Annotated in this window: 14 protein-coding genes; 2 read left to right on the top strand and 12 right to left on the bottom strand. The window is 63.3% G+C overall.

What is annotated here, in order from left to right; genetic code table 11:
• The first annotated feature begins 390 nt into the window (after positions 1–390).
• Positions 391–2,352, top strand: coding sequence for a M23 family metallopeptidase (locus EN807_RS08525; RefSeq protein ID WP_189522375.1), 1,962 nt, complete (start codon positions 391–393; stop codon positions 2,350–2,352).
• Positions 2,353–2,378: 26 nt separating this feature from the next.
• Here the strand turns inward: EN807_RS08525 and EN807_RS08520 are convergent, their stop codons facing one another.
• From EN807_RS08520 to EN807_RS08480, 9 genes are all read right to left on the bottom strand, one after another.
• Positions 2,379–3,944, bottom strand: coding sequence for an MFS transporter (locus tag EN807_RS08520; RefSeq protein WP_135934594.1), 1,566 nt, complete (start codon positions 3,942–3,944; stop codon positions 2,379–2,381).
• 201 nt (positions 3,945–4,145) lie between these two features.
• Entirely contained in the window at positions 4,146–5,612 is a 1,467-nt protein-coding gene (locus EN807_RS08515) for a L,D-transpeptidase family protein (protein ID WP_135934593.1), read from the bottom strand.
• Positions 5,613–5,863: 251 nt separating this feature from the next.
• The gene (locus EN807_RS08510) at positions 5,864–6,229 is read right to left on the bottom strand and encodes an MmcQ/YjbR family DNA-binding protein (RefSeq protein WP_127318227.1); all 366 of its coding nucleotides are present in this window, start codon (positions 6,227–6,229) and stop codon (positions 5,864–5,866) included.
• Between the two features lie 43 nt (positions 6,230–6,272).
• Positions 6,273–8,879, bottom strand: a complete 2,607-nt coding sequence (gene clpB / locus EN807_RS08505) for an ATP-dependent chaperone ClpB (protein ID WP_135934592.1) — start codon at positions 8,877–8,879, stop codon at positions 6,273–6,275.
• Positions 8,880–9,105: 226 nt separating this feature from the next.
• Positions 9,106–10,098, bottom strand: a complete 993-nt coding sequence (locus tag EN807_RS08500; protein ID WP_135934591.1) for a DUF4167 domain-containing protein — start codon at positions 10,096–10,098, stop codon at positions 9,106–9,108.
• Positions 10,099–10,402: 304 nt separating this feature from the next.
• Positions 10,403–11,281: a peptide chain release factor N(5)-glutamine methyltransferase gene (prmC, locus tag EN807_RS08495; RefSeq protein ID WP_135934590.1), complete on the bottom strand. Its 879-nt coding sequence runs from the start codon at positions 11,279–11,281 to the stop codon at positions 10,403–10,405.
• A complete protein-coding gene (gene prfA, locus EN807_RS08490) occupies positions 11,274–12,353 on the bottom strand; it encodes a peptide chain release factor 1 (protein WP_127318235.1) in 1,080 nt (359 codons plus the stop codon). Before prfA ends, prmC begins: the two co-directional genes overlap by 8 nt.
• 9 nt (positions 12,354–12,362) lie before the next feature.
• Positions 12,363–14,633, bottom strand: coding sequence for a phosphoenolpyruvate--protein phosphotransferase (ptsP, locus tag EN807_RS08485; RefSeq protein ID WP_135934589.1), 2,271 nt, complete (start codon positions 14,631–14,633; stop codon positions 12,363–12,365).
• Between the two features lie 180 nt (positions 14,634–14,813).
• Complete coding sequence (locus EN807_RS08480) at positions 14,814–16,067, bottom strand: aspartate kinase (protein WP_029348549.1); 1,254 nt, start codon at positions 16,065–16,067, stop codon at positions 14,814–14,816.
• 342 nt (positions 16,068–16,409) lie between these two features.
• On the opposite strand from EN807_RS08480, the gene ubiG reads away from it, so the two are divergent.
• Positions 16,410–17,159 (top strand): bifunctional 2-polyprenyl-6-hydroxyphenol methylase/3-demethylubiquinol 3-O-methyltransferase UbiG, encoded by a 750-nt coding sequence (gene ubiG, locus EN807_RS08475; protein WP_135934588.1) that lies wholly within the window; start codon positions 16,410–16,412, stop codon positions 17,157–17,159.
• Between the two features lie 220 nt (positions 17,160–17,379).
• Here ubiG and EN807_RS08470 read toward each other — a convergent pair whose 3' ends face one another.
• The 3 genes from EN807_RS08470 to EN807_RS08460 all read right to left on the bottom strand — a co-directional run bounded on the left by EN807_RS08470 (position 17,380) and on the right by EN807_RS08460 (position 18,663).
• Positions 17,380–17,793 (bottom strand): MAPEG family protein, encoded by a 414-nt coding sequence (locus EN807_RS08470; RefSeq protein WP_135934587.1) that lies wholly within the window; start codon positions 17,791–17,793, stop codon positions 17,380–17,382.
• A gap of 67 nt (positions 17,794–17,860) precedes the next feature.
• Positions 17,861–18,349, bottom strand: a complete 489-nt coding sequence (locus EN807_RS08465; protein ID WP_135934586.1) for an SRPBCC family protein — start codon at positions 18,347–18,349, stop codon at positions 17,861–17,863.
• Positions 18,346–18,663: a metalloregulator ArsR/SmtB family transcription factor gene (locus EN807_RS08460; protein ID WP_189522374.1), complete on the bottom strand. Its 318-nt coding sequence runs from the start codon at positions 18,661–18,663 to the stop codon at positions 18,346–18,348. Before EN807_RS08460 ends, EN807_RS08465 begins: the two co-directional genes overlap by 4 nt.
• Positions 18,664–18,698 lie beyond the last annotated feature (35 nt).

Here is an 18,698-nt window from a genome sequence, read left to right as displayed (position 1 = left end):
CTCGTTGGTGAGGCGTATATAGTCGGCAGGCGTCCAAAGTGTCAACAACGATTTCGGTCTTTTTTGAATTTTTTGCGACGAAAGATTGCGGCGCCGATTTTCGCTAGCCGACTTCCGCGGCGGCATGGGGATAACAAAGCCGACCGCCACCACGGAGCCCTATTGCCGCCGCATTGCGGTTTGACACCAAGGCTCAACGAAGCCGGCGCATGCACCACCGGCGCGGCGCCCTTATAAGCGACTGTAAGAGAGCCACTAAGAGAGAAGTATGACTGGGGATCTCGGCCGAAGCCAGGCGCTTCGTTGACTTCGCCCGCCGTGACAGGCAAATGTCATGGCCACAACAAAAGCGACAAGCCGTCCCGCCCGGGGAAGAAGCAGCCTTTCTGGATGCCAGATACGGAAAATGTCATAGCCGAACTCGGCAACGAGCCGCCGCTGATTGCGGACGGTCGCAGTGGCCCGCCCGACCGGCGCGAGGTTTCGGCGCGCTGGCTGTCGGGCACTTTTCTGACTGGCGTGACGTCGAGCGTGCTGATGGGCGTGGCGCTGTTCGCAGCCCTCGACGGCCGTCAGCAATTGGCAACACCGCCCGAGATCGCGGAACTGATCAGCCTTGCAAGAGGCGATGATTCCGGCGAGATCGCCAAGACCACCAGGCTGGTGGCGCCGCGCCAGATCGCCAAGGCCAAGGACCGCCGGCGCATGGAAGTGTCGATGGTGACCAAGGTCGGCGACCGCGATGTCATCCACACCATGCCTTTCGTGCAGATCAAGATGGCGCTTGCCGCCGGGCACACGACCAGCCGCGCCTATCCGCCTTTCAACCCGATGCAGGTGTTTGGCGACGACCGCGACGGCAGTGCCGGTCAGCCGGCGACCGCCGCCGCCGGCCAGATCTATGGCGCCAAGGTCGAAAGCGAGATGAGCTTGAAGACGGTCGATTTCCCGATCGAGAAGGCGGCCTTCGACGAAAAGAGTGACTTGTCCGCCGACGAGGTGGAAAAGGTGGTGCGCCAGGCCGGCACGGGCCTGAGCGACGGCGCCGTGCAGGTCGCGTCGCTGCATTATGTCGACCCGCAGCGATTCGGCGATGCATTCGCCGAGAGCATGGCCGGCTCCTACGACGTCAGGATCGTCCCGGAAAACGTCTCGGTGTCGCCGCGTGCTGCCCCCGACGATCAGGCGCCAGCCTTCGCCGAGGAGATCATCCCCTTCACCAGAGACCGCAACATCGTCGAGGCGTTCGCCGATTCCGGCTATACCGGCGAGGACGCCATCGGCATGGCCGAGGCGATCGCTAAATTGCTGAATGCGACAGCGCTCAAGGCGGGAACCGTGCTGCGTGTCGGCCTCGAGATCCATGGCGACGCCGCCAAGGTCGTTCGCACCGGCATCTACGACAGGGCCCAGCATATCGTCACCATCGCGCTCGATGATCACGGCCAATATGTGCCGGCGCAGGAGCCGGAGCCCAATCCCGAATTGCTCACCGCGTTCGATGATTCGCCGCCGGTGGTGGTGCGCGGCAATCTGCCGAACGTTTATGACGGCATCTATCGCGCCGCCTACTCCTACGGCATGTCCAAGGCGATGACCAAGCGGCTGATCAAGCTTCTGGCGTCCGGTGTCGATTTCCAATCGCGGCTCAATCCGTCGGACCGCATCGAGGTGCTGTTCTCGCAGCCGGATGGCGACGACCAGGCATCCGACGAATCCGAGCTGCTCTATGTCTCGGCGACGTTCGGCGGCACGACGCGCAATTTCTATCGGTTTCAGATGCAGGACGGCAGTACCGACTATTTCGACGAGGACGGCCGCAGCGCCCAGCAATTCCTGCTGCGCAATCCCCTGCCCGCAGGAAAATTCCGCTCCGGCTTCGGTGCCCGCAGGCATCCGATCCTCGGCTATGTGCGCATGCATACCGGCGTCGATTGGTCAGCCGCCATCGGCATGCCGATCATCGCCGCCGGCAACGGTGTCGTCGAGAAGGCCGGCTGGGCCGGCGGCTATGGCAAACAGATCATCATCCGCCACGCCAATGGCTACGAGACCTCCTACAATCACCAGAGCGCCTTTGCCAAAGGCATCGCGCCGGGCGTGCGCGTCCGCCAAGGCCAGACCATCGGCTTTCTCGGCCAGACCGGCCTCGCCACCGGTCCGCATCTCCACTACGAACTGATCGTCAACGGCACCAAGGTCGATCCGATGCGCGTTCGCCTGCCGGTCGGCAAGGTGCTGAAGGGCGACGACCTCGTCGCCTTCAAGCGTGAGCGCGGGCGCATCGATGATCTGCTCAAGCAGGAAGACAGTGATTCGCTGAAGGTCGCGAGCGCCAAGATCGAAGGCTGAGCTGACCTTGAAGCCTTCCGGGCTCCTCAGCTCTGCGGAGTCTCAGATACACGCGACCATGGCAGTCGTTCGCCGGAGACGGTCGTCCACGCCACGATCGCCGAGAGCAGGCAAAGCAGCGCGGTCGCCAAGGCGACGGCTGCGAAAGCTGCATCGCTGGCGGCAAGCCTTGCTGCATCGAGATCCGGTGCCAGGCCCGCCGGCGCCGGTTCGCCGAAACCCGGAATGCCGGATGCGGCACCGCTATTCAGAACTGCCGCATAGACCCAGGCCGCCAGTGACCCCATCGCCGCCACTGCGATCAGGCCGCCAATGCGCGAGACGGCATTGTTGATTCCCGAAGCAGCACCCGTATCCTTGTCCTCGACTGCCGTCATCACCGCCGTCGACAGCGGCGACACGACCAGCGCCATGCCGAGCCCCATCAGCGCCATCAGCGGAAACACTCCCCACCAGAAACTGTGGATGCCGGCATAGGCCAGCAAGGCAAGCCCGGCAAAGCCGACAGCGACGACGAGACTGCCGCTGGCGATCGGAAAACGCGGGCCGATCCGGTCGGACCACTGGCCGACCGGCCCCGACAACAGCGCGATCAAGACCGACAGCGGCAGGAAGATGAAGCCGACCTCAGCCGCGCTCAGCCCCCATCCGGCGATCAGCAGCATCGGCAGATAGAACAGGTTGGCCGACAGTGCGAAATAGAGGAAGAAGGTCGCCACATTGGCGCCGGCGAAGGCGCCGACCCGAAACAGCGAGAGATCGATCATCGGTTCGCGCTGCCGGCGCTCGAAGACAATGAACATGATGAGCAGCAGCGCGCCGGCGGCGATGCTCGGGCCGGACATTTGCCCCTCGCCCTCTGCGCTCATCGAGGTCAAGCCGTAGGCAAGCGCTCCGAACGCCAAGATGGCGAGGGCAGCGCCGCCGAGATCGAGGCTGCGCTTTTCCGTCGGTGCGTCGGCCGGGACCTTGGCGAGCAGGAGGTAGATCGAGACAAGACCAAGCGGCAGATTGATCGCGAAGATCGCCCGCCAGATGCCGTCGCCGAAGGCCGACAAGACAACGCCGCCCAGCACCGGGCCAAGCGCCGTCGTCAGCGCCGAGGCCGCCGCCCAGGTGCCGATCGCCCTGCCGCGCTCCTTCTTCGGATAGGCCTTGGCGATAATGGCGAGGCTGCCCGGCACCATGATGGCAGCACCGATGCCCTGAATGGCGCGAAACGCAATGAGCACCGGCGGGTTCGGCGCCACCGCGCAGGCAAGCGAGGCGGCAATGAACAGCGCGATGCCTGCCACAAAAGCATGCCGCAGGCCAAAACGGTCGCCGGCGGCGCCGCCGACAAGGATGAGTGCCGAAAGCGTCAGCGCATAGGAGTTTGAAATCCACTGCGCCTCGGCGAAACTGGCGCCAAGATCGACGCGGATCGCCGGTGTGGCGATGGCCAGGATCGAACCGTCGATGAAGCCGAGCGCGGAAGCCAGGATCGCCGCGATCAGCACGAAGCTGCGCCGCGATTGCGGGCAAAACGTATCGGCCGGCAGCGGCCTGGCCAGGGGGACGGCGTCGGCGCCGACTTCGCTTGGAGAACGCATTAAGCCTGCTTAGCCCTCCTATGCGCTGGCAACAACCGGCCAGAGGACTGCTGTCGTTGAAACCAGAACAGGATCGGCACTTCGATGCCGTTGGACCGCGGCTCCTTCACTTGCGAAGATCATCGGCTGATTAATGCACGTGCCAAAAAAATCCTGCCCCCCGAGCCGCCCAGGGGTGTGCAGTGATTTGCGATAAGGCGCTCAGTCGATGAATTCCACCGTGACGCCCGGCGAGACGATTTTTGCCAGTTCGCGCGCGTCCCAATTGGTCAGCCGCACGCAGCCATGGCTTTCGGTTTTGCCGATCTTGGAGGGGTCAGGCGTGCCGTGAATGCCGTAGGTCGGTTTGTCCAGCGCAATCCAGACCGAGCCGACGGGGCCGTTCGGACCCGGCGGGATGGTCAGGATCTTGTTGTTTTCGCCCTGCTTGAAATTGATGTTCGGATTGTAGGTGTAGTTCGGATCTAACGCGACCCGCGACACCGCATGCGTGCCGGTGGGCGAAGGCGTGTCCGCCGAGCCGATGGTGGCTGGATAGGCCGCGATTAGCTTGCCCGACGCGTCATAGGCGCGGACCTGCTTCTTGCCCTTGTCGGCGATGATGCGCGCAACCGGCTCCGCCACCAGCCTGCCGAAATTGGCGACCTTGATGATCGTGCCTGGACGGTTGAAATTGGCTTCCGGATTGAGCGCCTTCAGATAGTTCTCGTCCATATGGAACCGCTCGGCCAGCGCTTCGGTGACGGAGGTGTAACTCAGCCGGTCGAGCTGCGCCTTCTGGCCGTAGTCTTCCGGCACCGAGGCGACATAGGGGCCGGCCGCATCCTCGGGCGTGATGCTGTAGGAGGCGAAGGCATCGCCGCCGGACTGCTCAAGGGCTGCCTGGATGCCAACCACATCGGTCGACCGCAGATTGCTGCCGGTGATCTCGTTGTAGGCGGCGAGCGCCTTGTCGACATTCGAGCCGAAGCGTCCGTCGACGACGCCGGGCGAGGCGCCGGCGCGGTCGAGCAGCACTTGCAACGCGGCGACATCCTGGCGTGCACCGAGTGAAAGCGACGGATCAGTGGCAGTCTTGCCGCCGATCTTTGGGGGCAATGCCGCCTGGTCGCCTGGGGCCGTCGGCTCGACCGGTTCGATCGAAGCCTCGTCAAGCGGCTGGCGCTTGACGGTGCGCGGCTTTATCGGCTGTGGCGCTTCCGGATAATCGTTGCCATAGCTGCCGTCATCGCGCGGCGCTTCGGGAAAAGTTTCCACCCAATTGTCGCTGTAGGGATCGTATTCGTCGACCGGCGGCACGACGATCAGGCCTTCCTCTTCCAATTGCCAGCGGCGCAAGCGCGCCGTGTCTTCCGGGTCGTCGAGATAATAACGGTCGTCCTCGACCGGTCCGAGATTGCGCAGGCGCTCGCGGCGGAGCGCGCGGCGGTCGAACCTGGTCTGCGGCGGCTGGATGGCGAGGACCTGGCCGGTTTCCGCATCGACGATGACGCGGTTCCCCCTGGCGTCGTAATAGACGTCGAAATCGCCGTTCTGGACGACCAGCACACCACCGGCATTGGCCGCACGGGCAGATCGCGGCGCGATGTCCTCCGTCGGCGCGGCCATCGCGCTCGAAGAAAGCAGCCCGGCGGCGAGCGCCGAAAGGGTGAAGATCGTGCGGAACATGTTGGCCAAATTCTCCGGTCCGTAATTGCCGCCGCCCGGCGTTGTCTCTTTAGAGCGCCGCGCGTCCCTTCGGACGCGCAAGGACGCTCTAATAGTTAAAATCTTCGCACCAAGCTTTCCGAAAATCGAATTCGATGTTCGGGCCTATGCGGCAGGCGAACCCCTTCGCCAGCAAATCAGTTGCCGACCATAAGGTTCCAACATGAACCGGGCATGAAGATGGCGGATTTCTGGCGATGAGAGCAACATAGCTAGCTGGCGGCGAGTCCCAGTTCCTTGCGCGCCTGCTTCGGCAGCTTGAGCACGACAAGGCGATGGCTTTCGCGCAGATAGTCCTTCAGCGCGTCATCGTCCATGCTTTGGTTTGTCTGGCGCTGGATCCATTTCATGCCGCGTGACGCAAGATAGGGCGCGGGCCGAAGGCCCGGCTGTTCCTTCAAGATGTCATAAGCGATGTCGGAGCATTTGAAGGTGACGAACGGCTCCTTGCCCTCACTCCAACCGCCGATCGCAAAGACCTTGGCTCCGACCTTCCAGACATGGGCGCCGCCCCACTGGACGACATGGCTCGTCGACGGCAGCGAGGCGCAGAAGCTGTTGTAGTCATCCAGCGTCATCTGCGCCCCGCCGTTTAGTGTTTAATCATGAGGCGGCCTCGAATCAGGCCGCCGCCTCGGTCGCCACGACCGTCGGCTTCGAGCGGAAGTTCAACCGGTCGGAACCTGCGGTGACCTTGACGGTCGAGCCGTCGAGGATGTCGCCGAGCAGTATCTTCTCCGCCAGCGGGTCCTGCAGTTCCTTTTGCATCGCTCGCTTCAGCGGCCGCGCGCCATAGGCCGGATCGTAGCCCTTGGCCGCCAGCCACTCGATCGCCTCCTGGTCCAGCGAAAGCGTGATCTTGCGATCGACGAGCAGGTTTTCCAGTCGCTTGAGTTGGATCTCGACGATGCGGCCCATATCCTGCCGGCGCAGCCGGTGGAACAGGATCACTTCATCGACGCGGTTAAGGAACTCCGGCCGGAACGATACCCGCACCACGCTCATCACCTCGTCACGTACGGCATCGACGTCTTGGTTCTCGTTGAGATTGACCAGATATTCGGCGCCGAGGTTCGACGTCATGATGATCAGCGTGTTGCGGAAATCGACCGTGCGGCCCTGCCCGTCGGTCAGGCGGCCGTCATCGAGCACCTGCAGCAGCACGTTGAACACGTCCGGATGCGCCTTTTCGATTTCGTCGAACAGCACGACCTGGTAGGGCCGGCGCCGCACCGCTTCGGTCAGCGCCCCGCCTTCCTCATAGCCGACATAGCCGGGAGGCGCGCCGATCAGCCGGGCGACCGAGTGTTTCTCCATGAATTCCGACATGTCGATGCGCACCATGGCGCTCTCGTCGTCGAACAGGAAGCTGGCGAGCGCCTTGGTCAACTCGGTCTTGCCGACGCCCGTCGGTCCGAGAAACATGAACGAGCCGATCGGCCGGTTCGGATCCTGCAGGCCGGCGCGGGCACGGCGAACGGCTTTCGACACGGCCTGCACCGCCTCGCCCTGGCCGACGACGCGCTTGCCGATCTCGTCTTCCATGCGCAGCAGCTTGTCACGCTCGCCCTGCAGCATCTTGTCGACCGGAATGCCGGTCCAGCGCGACACGATATGGGCGACGTGATCGGGGGTGACCACCTCTTCGACCATGCCGACCTTGCCGTCCTGCGCCTCGGCCTGCGTCAGCTTTTTTTCGAGTTCCGGAATCTTGCCATAGGCAAGCTCGCCGGCGCGCTGGAATTCACCCTTGCGCTGGGCAATGGCGAGCTCGTTTCGCGCCTCGTCGAGCTGTTTCTTCAGGTCGGCGGCGAGCCCGAGCTTCTGCTTCTCGGCCTGCCACTTCGAGGTCAGTTCGGTCGATTCTTCTTCCAGAGCGGAAAGATCCTTTTCGAGGCGGGCGAGCCGGTCCTTTGACGCGTCGTCCTTCTCGACCTTCAGCGCCTCACGCTCGATCTTGAGCTGCATGATTCGGCGGTCGATCTCGTCTAGCGCTTCGGGCTTCGAATCGACCTGCATCCGGAGCCGCGACGCGGCCTCGTCGACAAGGTCGATGGCCTTGTCCGGCAGGAACCGGTCGGCGATATAGCGGTTGGACAGCGACGCTGCAGCGACCAGCGCCGAATCCGAGATGCGCACCTTGTGGTGCTGCTCGTATTTTTCCTTCAGGCCGCGCAGGATGGAGACGGTGTCTTCGACGGTCGGTTCATTGACGAAGACCGGCTGGAAGCGGCGGGCAAGGGCGGCGTCCTTCTCGACATGCTTCCGGTATTCGTCGAGCGTCGTCGCGCCCACACAGTGGAGTTCGCCGCGTGCCAGCGCCGGCTTCAACAGGTTCGACGCATCCATGGCGCCATCCGCCTTGCCGGCGCCGACCAGCGTGTGCATCTCATCGATGAACAGGATGATGCCGCCAGCGGCAGCGGTAACTTCCGAAAGGACCGCCTTCAGCCGCTCTTCGAATTCGCCGCGATATTTGGCACCGGCGATCAGCGACCCCATGTCGAGCGCCATCAACTGCTTGTCCTTGAGCGATTCCGGCACGTCGCCGTTGACGATGCGCAACGCCAGCCCTTCGGCGATCGCCGTCTTGCCGACGCCGGGTTCACCGATGAGCACCGGATTGTTCTTGGTACGGCGCGACAGCACCTGGATGGTGCGGCGGATCTCGTCGTCGCGGCCGATGACCGGGTCGAGCTTGCCGGCGCGGCCGTCGGCAGTCAGGTCGCGTGCGTACTTCTTCAGCGCATCATAGCCCTGCTCGGCGCTCGCCGAATCGGCGGTGCGACCCTTGCGGACGTCGTTGATCACCTGGTTCAGCGCCTGTGGCGTCACGCCGGCCTTGGTGAGGATGTCGGCAGTCTTGGCGGATTTCTCGACCGCCAGCGCCGTCAGCAGCCTCTCGACCGTAACGAAACTGTCGCCGGCCTTCTTGGCCAGTTCCTCGGCGGTCGAGAACACCTTGGCCAGCGGCTGCGCCAGATAGAGCTGGCCGTTGCCGCCTTCCACCTTGGGCATTGCCTCAAGTGCCGTCTCGACGCCAAGCTTGACGTCGCGGACGCTGCCGCCGGCGCGCTCGATCAACGACGCGGCCAAGCCCTCGTCGTCGTCGACGAGCACTTTCAATATATGTTCGGGAGTGAATTGCTGGTGGTTGCGCGAGAGCGCCAAGGTCTGCGCGGACTGGATGAAGCCGCGCACGCGCTCGGAATATTTTTCAAGGTTCATATCTGTCTCCTTCCGTCACCGGCCCGCTTTGCGGCACCGGATCAGATTGCGGTGACGGACCCGCCCGTTCGAGCCGGGTCCTGTTCAGGCGAGATATGGGGCGCAAGCCACGGACCCTCAAGACGTCCCAATAATGGTGAGTGCATAATATTGCCCGGGGTACGCAAAACAAAAACGGCGGAGATTTCTCTCCGCCGTCCCAAGAATGTCTGAAGGCCTTGCTCTATCAGTTGTTGACGTCGATGATGGCAGGCTCGCCACCGGCGTCTTCCGCCGGCGCTGCATTCACGTTATCGGCGCCAGCATTGTCGTTACCGCCATCCACCTGATCAGCATTGACGCGCGGACGGCGCGGACGCCTGGGGCGGCGGGCAGCGCCGCTTTCGGCGGCTGCTTCGTTCATCTCGGCCTGGGCAGCCAGAGCCGCCGGCGAAAAGCTTTCGAACTGCGGCGCGGGTTCGGCCACAGAAACCGGCTCGACCGGAGACACAGTTTCCGCCTGTATGAGCGTCTCGTTCTGTACCGGTGTCTCGTTGCGCCGACTCTGATCGCCGCGCCGGTTCTGATCGTCGCGCCGGTTCTGATCGTCGCGTTGTCCGCCCTGCTCGCCGCGCGCACCAAATTCGCCGCGCTGGCCGCCGTTCTGGCCGTAGCCGCCATTGGGGCGACGGTCGCGATGGCGGCCGCCATTGTCGCGCCCACTATTGTCGCGCCCACCGGTATCGCGCCCACCGGTATCGCGATTGTCGCGGCCGTTTTCCTGGTTGAAGGCCAACTCGGCTGGCGTGCCGTCGATGACCGGCTGCGGGCCGCCACCGTGGTTGACCACCGGAGCCGCAGTCTCACCGACATTGCTGTTGCCGGCATTGTCGAACTCGTCGCGATCTTCGTCGCCGTCATCGTCGAAATCGTCGCGGTTCTGCTGAGCGCTCTGGATCGGCAACTGCGCCTGCGCGGCAGCGATGATGCGATTGTAGTGCTCGGCATGCTGGAGATAGTTTTCCGCCATCACCCGGTCGCCGGAGCTTTGCGCGTCACGGGCAAGGGTTGCATATTTTTCGGCGATCTGCTGAGCCGATCCGCGGATCTTCACATCCGGACCGTTGCTCTCGTAGTTGCGCGTCAGGGGATTAGGGCCCTTGCGGTTATTGTTGTTGTTATTGCCGCCGCCATTGTTGTTGCGACCGCGCATGCGCCTGTTCTGCTGTTGTGGCCTCATTCGACTCTCTTCATTTTGAAATTTTCGAAAACTTTTTCACGAACGGAGGCGCTCATGCAGCCAGCCGTTTCGTCTCTTCACCGGCGTTCGCCCGCATCGATTGCGTTGGCGCCACGTGTCATCCTGTTCCGGTTACATCACTTGTCGGACGATTCCCGCACGAAGCTTGGGCGTCGTTTGCGCAAGAAGGCAGCTATTTCCAAGGAAACCGAATCGCTAAGAGCACTGCCTGCTTCGTCTCATCCGGTTAAGGCGACCCTAGCCGCATTCCCCGGCATTGCCAAGCGCTTTTTTTCGCACTGCATCACGGCTTTGTCAGTTCAAAGATCAGAACCCTCTCGTTTCCGCCAAAGTCTCGGAATACCCCCGGCGGCACATAGCCGGCTGCGGAGAATATGCCCGTGACCTCTTTGCGTTGGGTGTGGCCGATCTCGACCGCAATCCTGCCCTCGGATTCCAAAAAACCTGCCGCCTCGGCGGCGATGATCCTGTAGGAACTCAGACCGTCCACGCCGCCGTCGAGGGCTTGGCGTGGATCGAAATCGCGGACTTCGTCCTGCAGATTTTCAATGTCTATGGACGGTATATAGGGAGGGTTAGCGGCAATTACATGGTATCGGCCAAAAACTTTTTCGAACCAGTCGGATTTGAGCACCTGGAACCGGTCGGCTAACCCCAATTTCCTGGCATTGCGCATGGCGGTTGCCAGCGCGCCTTGCGAAATATCGACACCGGTAGCGACCGCCGCCGGAACGGCGCTGAGCAGCGCCAGCGCAATGGCGCCGGTGCCGGTGCCGAGATCGAGGATGCGGCATTGGCCTTGCCGTTCCGCTGTCGCCTTCACGAAGGGCAGCACCGCTTCGACCAGCGTTTCGGTGTCCGGTCGCGGCTCAAGCGTTTCCGGTGACAGCGACAGGCGCAAGCCGTAGAATTCGCGATAACCCAGGATGCGATGCACCGGCTCGCCGGCGATCCGCCGCCTCAGGGCTGAATCGATCGCGGCAATCGCGCCGGCATCGACCTTGCATTCGGGATCGGCGATGGTTTGTGTGCGGGTCGTGCCGGAAAGATGCTCGACGATCAGCCTTGCATCCAGCGCCGGATCGGCGACTGCGGCCGCCGCAAGGCGTGCCCGCGCCGCTTTCAGCAGTGGCCCTAGCGTACCGGGCAGACTGTCAGCCATCGAGGCCGATATCGGCGAGCAGCTTCGACTGGTGATCGGCGATCAGCGCGTCGACGATCTCGTCGAGTTCGCCCATCATCACCCGGTCGAGCTTATAGAGCGTCAAATTGATGCGATGATCGGTGACGCGGCCCTGCGGGAAATTATAGGTCCGGATGCGCTCCGAGCGATCGCCCGAACCGACCTGCGATTTGCGTGATTCGGAGCGTTCCTCGTCAGCCTTGCTGCGCTCAAGGTCGTAAAGCCTGGCGCGCAGGATCTGCATGGCTTTCGCCCGGTTCTGGTGCTGCGACTTCTCCGCCTGCACCACCATGATGCCGGTCGGCAGATGGGTGATGCGCACCGCCGAATCGGTGGTGTTGACGTGCTGGCCACCCGAACCCGAGGCGCGCATCGTGTCGATGCGGATGTCTTCGGCCCTGATGTCGATGTCGACCTCTTCCGCTTCGGGCAGCACCGCAACCGTCGCGGCCGACGTATGGATACGCCCGCCGGCCTCGGTCGCCGGCACGCGCTGCACACGGTGCACACCGGACTCGAATTTCAGATGGGCGAAGACCCCCTTGCCCGAAATGGTGGCGATAATTTCCTTGTAGCCGCCGACCTCGCCCTCGCTGGCCGACACCGTCTCGAAACGCCAGCCGCGTGCCGCAGCATAGCGTTCGTACATGCGGAACAGGTCGCCAGCAAAGAGAGCCGCCTCGTCGCCGCCGGTGCCGGCGCGGATTTCGAGGATGGCGTTCTTGTCGTCTGCGGCATCCTTGGGCAGAAGCAGGATCTGGATGTCCCTCTGCAGCGCCTCGATGCGTTCCCTGACCTCGGGCAGATCGGCCTCGGCCAATGCCCGCATTTCGGCATCGGTGCTTTTGTCGGCGAGCATCGCCTGCAAGTCGGCCTGTTCATGCTCGGCGGTACGCAGCTCCCTGATCTTTGCCACCATCTCCTGCATGTCGGCATATTCCGACGCCATCTTGACATAGGCGTCCGCCGCCGGCCCGGCCGACATCTGCGCTTCGAGCATATCGAAACGCTTGACGACTTGATCCATACGGTCGCGGGGCAGGTTGATCATGGCGAAGGTCTACAACGGAATGGAGCGGTCGTCGGCAAAGGCTTGCAGCAGCGCCCGCATCGGCAACCCGTGGGCCGGCGCCATGAGATTGTCGTCGAAGAACGTCTCCAGCTCGGCCAGCGGCAGTTCCGTCAGCATCGCCTTGACCGGACCGATCGAAGCCGGCGACATCGAGATCGACCGGTAGCCAAGGCCGATCAGCGCCATCGCCGAGATCGGCTTGCCGGCCAGTTCGCCGCACAAGGTCACCGAGGTTTGATTGCGCACCCCGGCGTCGGCAATCTGCTTCAGAACGCGCAGGAACGGCGTCGACAGCGCATCGAAACGGTCGGAGAGCTGCGTGTTGCCGCGATCGACCGCCATAACGAACTGGAACAGATCGTTCGAGCCGACCGAGACGAAATCGACGGCCTTCATCAGCTCGTCGAGCTGGAACAGCAGCGACGGCACTTCCAGCATGGCCCCGAGCTTCAGGCTGGTCGGCAGATGATGGGCAAAACGCGACAGATGCCGCACCTCGCGATCGATGATTTCGCGCGCCTGTGCGATCTCGCCGAGCTCCGTCACCATAGGCAGCATCAGCTTCAGTTCACGCCCACCGCAGGCCTTTAGAAGCGCGCGGATCTGGGTGCGCAACAGGCCCGGCCGGTCGAGCGTCAGGCGGATGGCGCGCCAGCCAAGCGCCGGGTTCTCTTCCTGGATCGTGTCCTTGAAGTAGGGTAGCACCTTGTCGCCGCCGATATCGATGGTGCGGAAGGTCACCGGCTTGCCGCGCGCCGCGTCGAGCACGTCGCGGTAGAGCCGTTCCTGGGCTTCCGCACGCGGAAAGGTCGAGGCGACCATGAATTGCAGCTCGGTACGGAATAGGCCGATGCCGGCGGCGCCCGCCTCGGCAAGCTGCGGCAGATCGACGGCCAGGCCCGCATTCATCAAAAGGTCGACTTGGACGCCGTCCTTGGTCACCGACGGCTTCTTGCGCAGTTCGCGATAGACCTCCTGCCGCCGCGCCCGGAAGCGGACCTTTTCGGCATAGGCGGCTTCGAGGTCGGGCTGAGGGCGCAGATGGATCGCACCTTCTTCGCCGTCGACAATGATCGCGTCGCCGTTTTCCGCCATGGAAACGGCGCCCCTCATCTGGCCCGCTACCGGTATGCCCATGGCCCGCGCCACGATAACGACGTGGCTGGTCGCCGCGCCGTCCTCGAGCACCAGCCCGCGCAGCTTGTCTCTGGGATAATCGAGCAGTTCGGCAGCCCCCATCGAGCGGGCGACGATGATGGCGTCCTTCGGCAGCGCGGCCGCGACATCGTCCGGCCCGCGCCCCATCAACTGGCGTAGCAACCGATTGGCGAGATCGTCGAAATCGCTCATTCGCTCGCGCAGATACGGATCGGTCATGTGCAGCATGCGGGCACGCATGTCGCTCTGCACTTTTTCCACCGCTGCTTCCGCCGTCAGGCCGTTGCGGATCGCCTCTTCCAGCCGGCGCACCCAGCCGCTGTCGTTGGCGAACATGCGATAGGCTTCGAGCACCTGGCGGTGTTCACCCTCGAAGGCGACTTCGCGGCGTTCCAGCATGTCGTCGATGGAGAGCCTGAGCGAACCGAGGGATGTATCGAGCCGCCTGATCTCCTCATCGCTATCCTCGTTGAACAGATTGGTGACGACGATGCGCGGCTCGTGCAGCACGACATGACCAAGCCCGACGCCTTCGTTGAAGGACAGGCCGGTAAAGCTCACCGGGCGGCGCAGGTCGAGTTCGAGCCCGGGCCGGGTCAGCCGGGCAAGGTCGCCGGTGGCGATCATCTCGGCGATCACCATCGCCGTCGTTTCCAGCGCCTCGACCTCGTCGTCGCGATAGTGGCGCATGGTTTTGTTTTGGACGACCAGCACACCGAGCGTGCGCCCTGCCCTAAGCACCGGCACGCCGAGGAAGGAATTGTAGATCTCTTCCCCCGTCTCCGGCAGGTAGGCGAAGGCTGGATGTTCCTGCGCATTGGAGAGATTGAGCGGCCGTGCTGAGGCCGCGATCGTGCCGACGAGGCCTTCCCCCAGCCTGAGCTGCGCCAAATGGACGGCGGTCGGGTTCAGACCCTCGGTGCCATAGAGTTCGAGCACCGAATCGGCGCGCAGCACATAAAGCGAGCACACTTCGGCGACCATGTTGGCGGCAATATCGCGCACGATGCGGTCGAGCCGCTCCTGCGGCTCCAGCGGCTCCTGCATGAGCTCGCGGAGCCGTTTCAGCAAAACGCGCGGGCCACTGGCCGTATCACGCATCGCGGCTTGTTCTCCAATGGACATTTTGCCCGCCGCAGTTTCTCCCGCGGCCGGCGCTCACGCAACAACTCAATTAGAGCGCCATGCGTCCAGTTGGACGCCAAAGGACGCTCTAAGACTTTCGATCTGCTGCATCGTGCTTTCCGAAATCGACTCCGATTCTCGGGCCGATGCAGTCTGCTACTGCTTATCCAGACCGTAGACGGAATGCAAAGTGCGAACCGCAAGTTCGGTGTAGGGACCGTCGATCAGGATCGAAATCTTGATCTCGGAGGTGGTGATCGCACGGATGTTGATCGCCTTGTCGGCCAGCGCCTTGAAAGCGGTGGCGGCGACGCCCGCATGGCTCCTCATGCCGATGCCGATGACCGAGACCTTCGACATGCCGGCTTCCGACTGCACGACGTCGTAGCCGATCGTGGTCTTCAGCCGCTCGAGCACGGCAAGCGCCTTGTCGACATCGCCGGACGGCACGGTGAAGGTCATGTCGGTGAACTTGCCGTCCTCGGAAATGTTCTGGACGATCATGTCGACATTGATGTTGGCCTCGGCCAGCGGCCCGAAAATGCCGGCGGCGACGCCCGGCCGGTCGCCGACACGGCGCAATGAAATCTGCGCTTCGTCCTTGGCATAGGCAATTCCGGTGACGACCTGCTGTTCCACGATCTCTTCCTCGTCGCAAATAAGCGTTCCGGGCGGATTGAGCAAATCCCCCATTCCGGGCGCGTCGGGATCGTCGAAGGACGACCGCACGAAAGTACGCACCCTGTGCACCATGGCAAGCTCGACCGAGCGTACCTGCAGGACCTTGGCGCCGAGAGAGGCCATTTCAAGCATTTCCTCGAAGGAAATCTTGGCCAGCCGCCGCGCTTTCGGTTCGATGCGCGGGTCTGTGGTGTAGACCCCATCGACATCGGTGTAGATGTCGCAGCGGTCGGCCTTGACCGCCGCCGCGATGGCGACAGCACTGGTGTCGGAACCGCCGCGGCCGAGCGTGGCGATGCGATTGTCCGGCCCGATGCCCTGGAAGCCGGCGACTACCGCCACCTGGCCCTCGCCGAAGCGCTTGATCAGGAACGCGCCATCGATGTCGAGAATGCGCGCAGCGCCATGCGCATTGTCGGTCTTGATCGGGATCTGCCAGCCTTGCCAGGAGCGGGCATGGACGCCCATGTTCTGCAGCGCGATCGCCAGCAGGCCGGCGGTCACCTGCTCGCCGGAGGCGACGACGACGTCATATTCGCGCGCATCGTGCATGGGCGAGGCTTCGCGCGTCCACTGCACGAGCTCGTTGGTCTTGCCGGCCATCGCCGAAACTACCACCGCAACCTCATGGCCGGCATCGACCTCGCGTTTGACATGGCGCGCCACATTGCGGATGCGGGCGATGTCGGCGACGGAGGTTCCGCCGAATTTCATCACGATGCGCGCCATGGAAGCGAAATGCCTTTGACTGGGTGCCGGACCGGCGGCCGAATAACGGAAATGGAGCGCCCGCCTGGGCCGGTCGCCGAATTCGCGGCCTCCTTAGCCAAATGCTACGGGTTTCGCAAGGCGTGCCGCCGCTTGCCCTGGGCGACGAAGGCGACACACGAGCGCAACGCGCGTACCCGCATACCCGTCGCATAGGCGCATCGGGCAACAGTCGAAATTTGCTGCCTTGACATTCGCTGGCTCTCGACCGACTTCCTAACGCACCAGAGCGCGATCAGCAAAAGTGGTATCCGGTTTTGCGCCCGATCGCGCTCTGAACTTTTGTCTGCGGGAGACCACACGATGCCAGAACCCCGACGATCGACGATCGATGCCGGAGAAGTGGAGCGCTTTTCCGCCCTTGCCGCCGAATGGTGGAATCCGAACGGCAAATTCCGCCCGCTGCACAAGTTCAATCCGATCCGGCTTGCCTATATACGCGACCAGGTGGCGGCGCGCTTCGGCCGCGATCCGCGTGCGGCGCGGCCGTTCGAGGGCCTGCGCTTCCTCGACATCGGCTGCGGCGGCGGGCTGTTGTGCGAGCCGATGGCGCGGCTTGGCGCCGAAGTGGTCGGCGCCGACGCATCCGCCACCAACATCGAAGTGGCCAAGCTGCATGCGGCGGAAGTCGGCGTGACGGTGGATTACCGTGCCACTACAGCAGAGGATCTGGCTGACGCCGGCGAGAAATTCGACGTCATCCTCAACATGGAAGTGGTCGAGCATGTTGCCGACATCGACCTGTTCGTGGCCAAATGCGGCGAGATGCTCAAGCCCGGCGGCATCATGTTCGTCGCCACCATCAACCGCACGCTGAAGGCGCTGGGCCTGGCCATTATCGGCGCCGAATATGTGCTGCGCTGGTTGCCGCGCGGCACCCACCAGTTCGGCAAGCTGGTGCGGCCCGACGAGCTGGAAAAGGCGCTTGCCGGCGCTGGCCTGACCATCATCGACCGCACCGGCGTCGCCTACCATCCGCTCGCCGACCGCTGGCAGCGGTCGAAGGATATGGACGTCAACTACATGGTGCTGGCGGAGAAGGCACCGGTCTGAAACGGCGCGTTCGGATCAGATGCTGGCATCCGTCTCAAACGGGCCAAGGCCAATGGTCTTCTCACTATGTACGAGGGCCGCGCGTTAAACGATGGCTAGTCGGCAAACCGTATGCAGTCTGCTGTGGGGCTTCATGGGAGGGTCGCCTCGCCCCTCCTCCAGACCGAATATGCGACATCCCGGTTATCCGTGACATGCAGGCGTCCGCCGCATAAGCGCCTTAACGCATGGCGGCCCAGCCGGTCACGATGACAAGAACTAAGGTGACAAGGGCTCCCGAGACGTAAAGGACCGTCCTGACGCTGCCACCTTTGGCCGCGTCGCCGCCGCGAAGGTAGATCACCAGGTGAACCAGCCGGATAGCGATGTGCAGCCAGACCAGCGCCGCCAGCGTAGTCGGCTCGACACCGACCAACATCGCCAGCACGGCAGGCACGACGAAGGGCGCCAGCGCCTCGACCGAGTTCATGTGCACCCAGTCGATCCGGTAGAGGAGGTTGTCGTCATCTGCCGGGACTATCGGACCTGAGAGCGCTCCCGCGCGCCCCTTCGACGAACCCGAATAGACCGCCAAAAGGACTGACAGAAGGCAGAGCGCGAGAATGCCGATAATGCTGAGGTTGTAGGCTTCCATGCTTGACCTCCGTTGCCTCGGATTACGTCAAGGCGAGACGGTGATCCGTGCCCACGCGATGCGACCGTCAGGCTCCCTGGCGGGAGAACAGATCGTGGAATCGATGCAGGTACAACGGCCAGCCTTGATCGCCGGCAACGCCATCACGCACGCCTTCCCAGCCTTCGCCATGCCGCTCCAGGTTACGGTGCTCGATCTCGACCCGGGTCCGGTTCTCCGTCTCGGCCGTGAACCGGACTTCCCACTCACTGGTCTTGTCGTGGTCAGCCTCGACCTGCCATTGCGGGCTGATGTCCCAGCTCAGGAGCACCCTGTTGGGCGGCTCGTAGGCCAGCAAGCGGGCCCATCGGCACTCGCTGCCGTCGACGCCGCGGTCATAGATGTGACCGCCAACTCGAGGCTCGAAGACCGTTTCGGCAATCGGAACGGCGAGCATGTTGTGCTCGCGGGGCTTGAAACTGCCGAACTCCTCGGTGAACACCTTGAATGCATGTGCAATGGGCGCGTGGACAACGATGGAGTGTCTCACGGGCGCGGGGGCCGGATGCGTGCTCATTTTTGCTCCTTCGATGGTTGCTCGACGGCCAACTTGTAGGCGGCCAGGGTCTTGCTCCAGAATTGGTCAATTTCGGCGCGCAGGCTCGCCAGCCCAGCCTCATCGACCCGGTAGATTCGTTGCTTGCCGGACCGGGTATCGGCCACCAGCCCAGCATCCTTGAGTACTTTCAGGTGCTGCGAGACAGCTGACCGGGTCACCGGCAGGTCGCGAGCCAATTCGCCGACCGAACTAGGGTGTTCGACCAACAGTTCGAAGATCGTGCGCCGGGTCGGATCGCCCAGCGCTGTCCAGCTATTCGCGTTAGTCACCACTAACGCGAAACTATGCAGGCGTCATGGCGCTGTCA

Origin of the sequence: Mesorhizobium sp. M5C.F.Ca.ET.164.01.1.1, from assembly GCF_004792125.1 — a bacterium.
Lineage (GTDB): Bacteria > Pseudomonadota > Alphaproteobacteria > Rhizobiales > Rhizobiaceae > Mesorhizobium > Mesorhizobium wenxiniae.
Note: the sequence above shows the minus strand (reverse complement) of the source record. Positions and strands in the feature narration are given on the sequence as shown.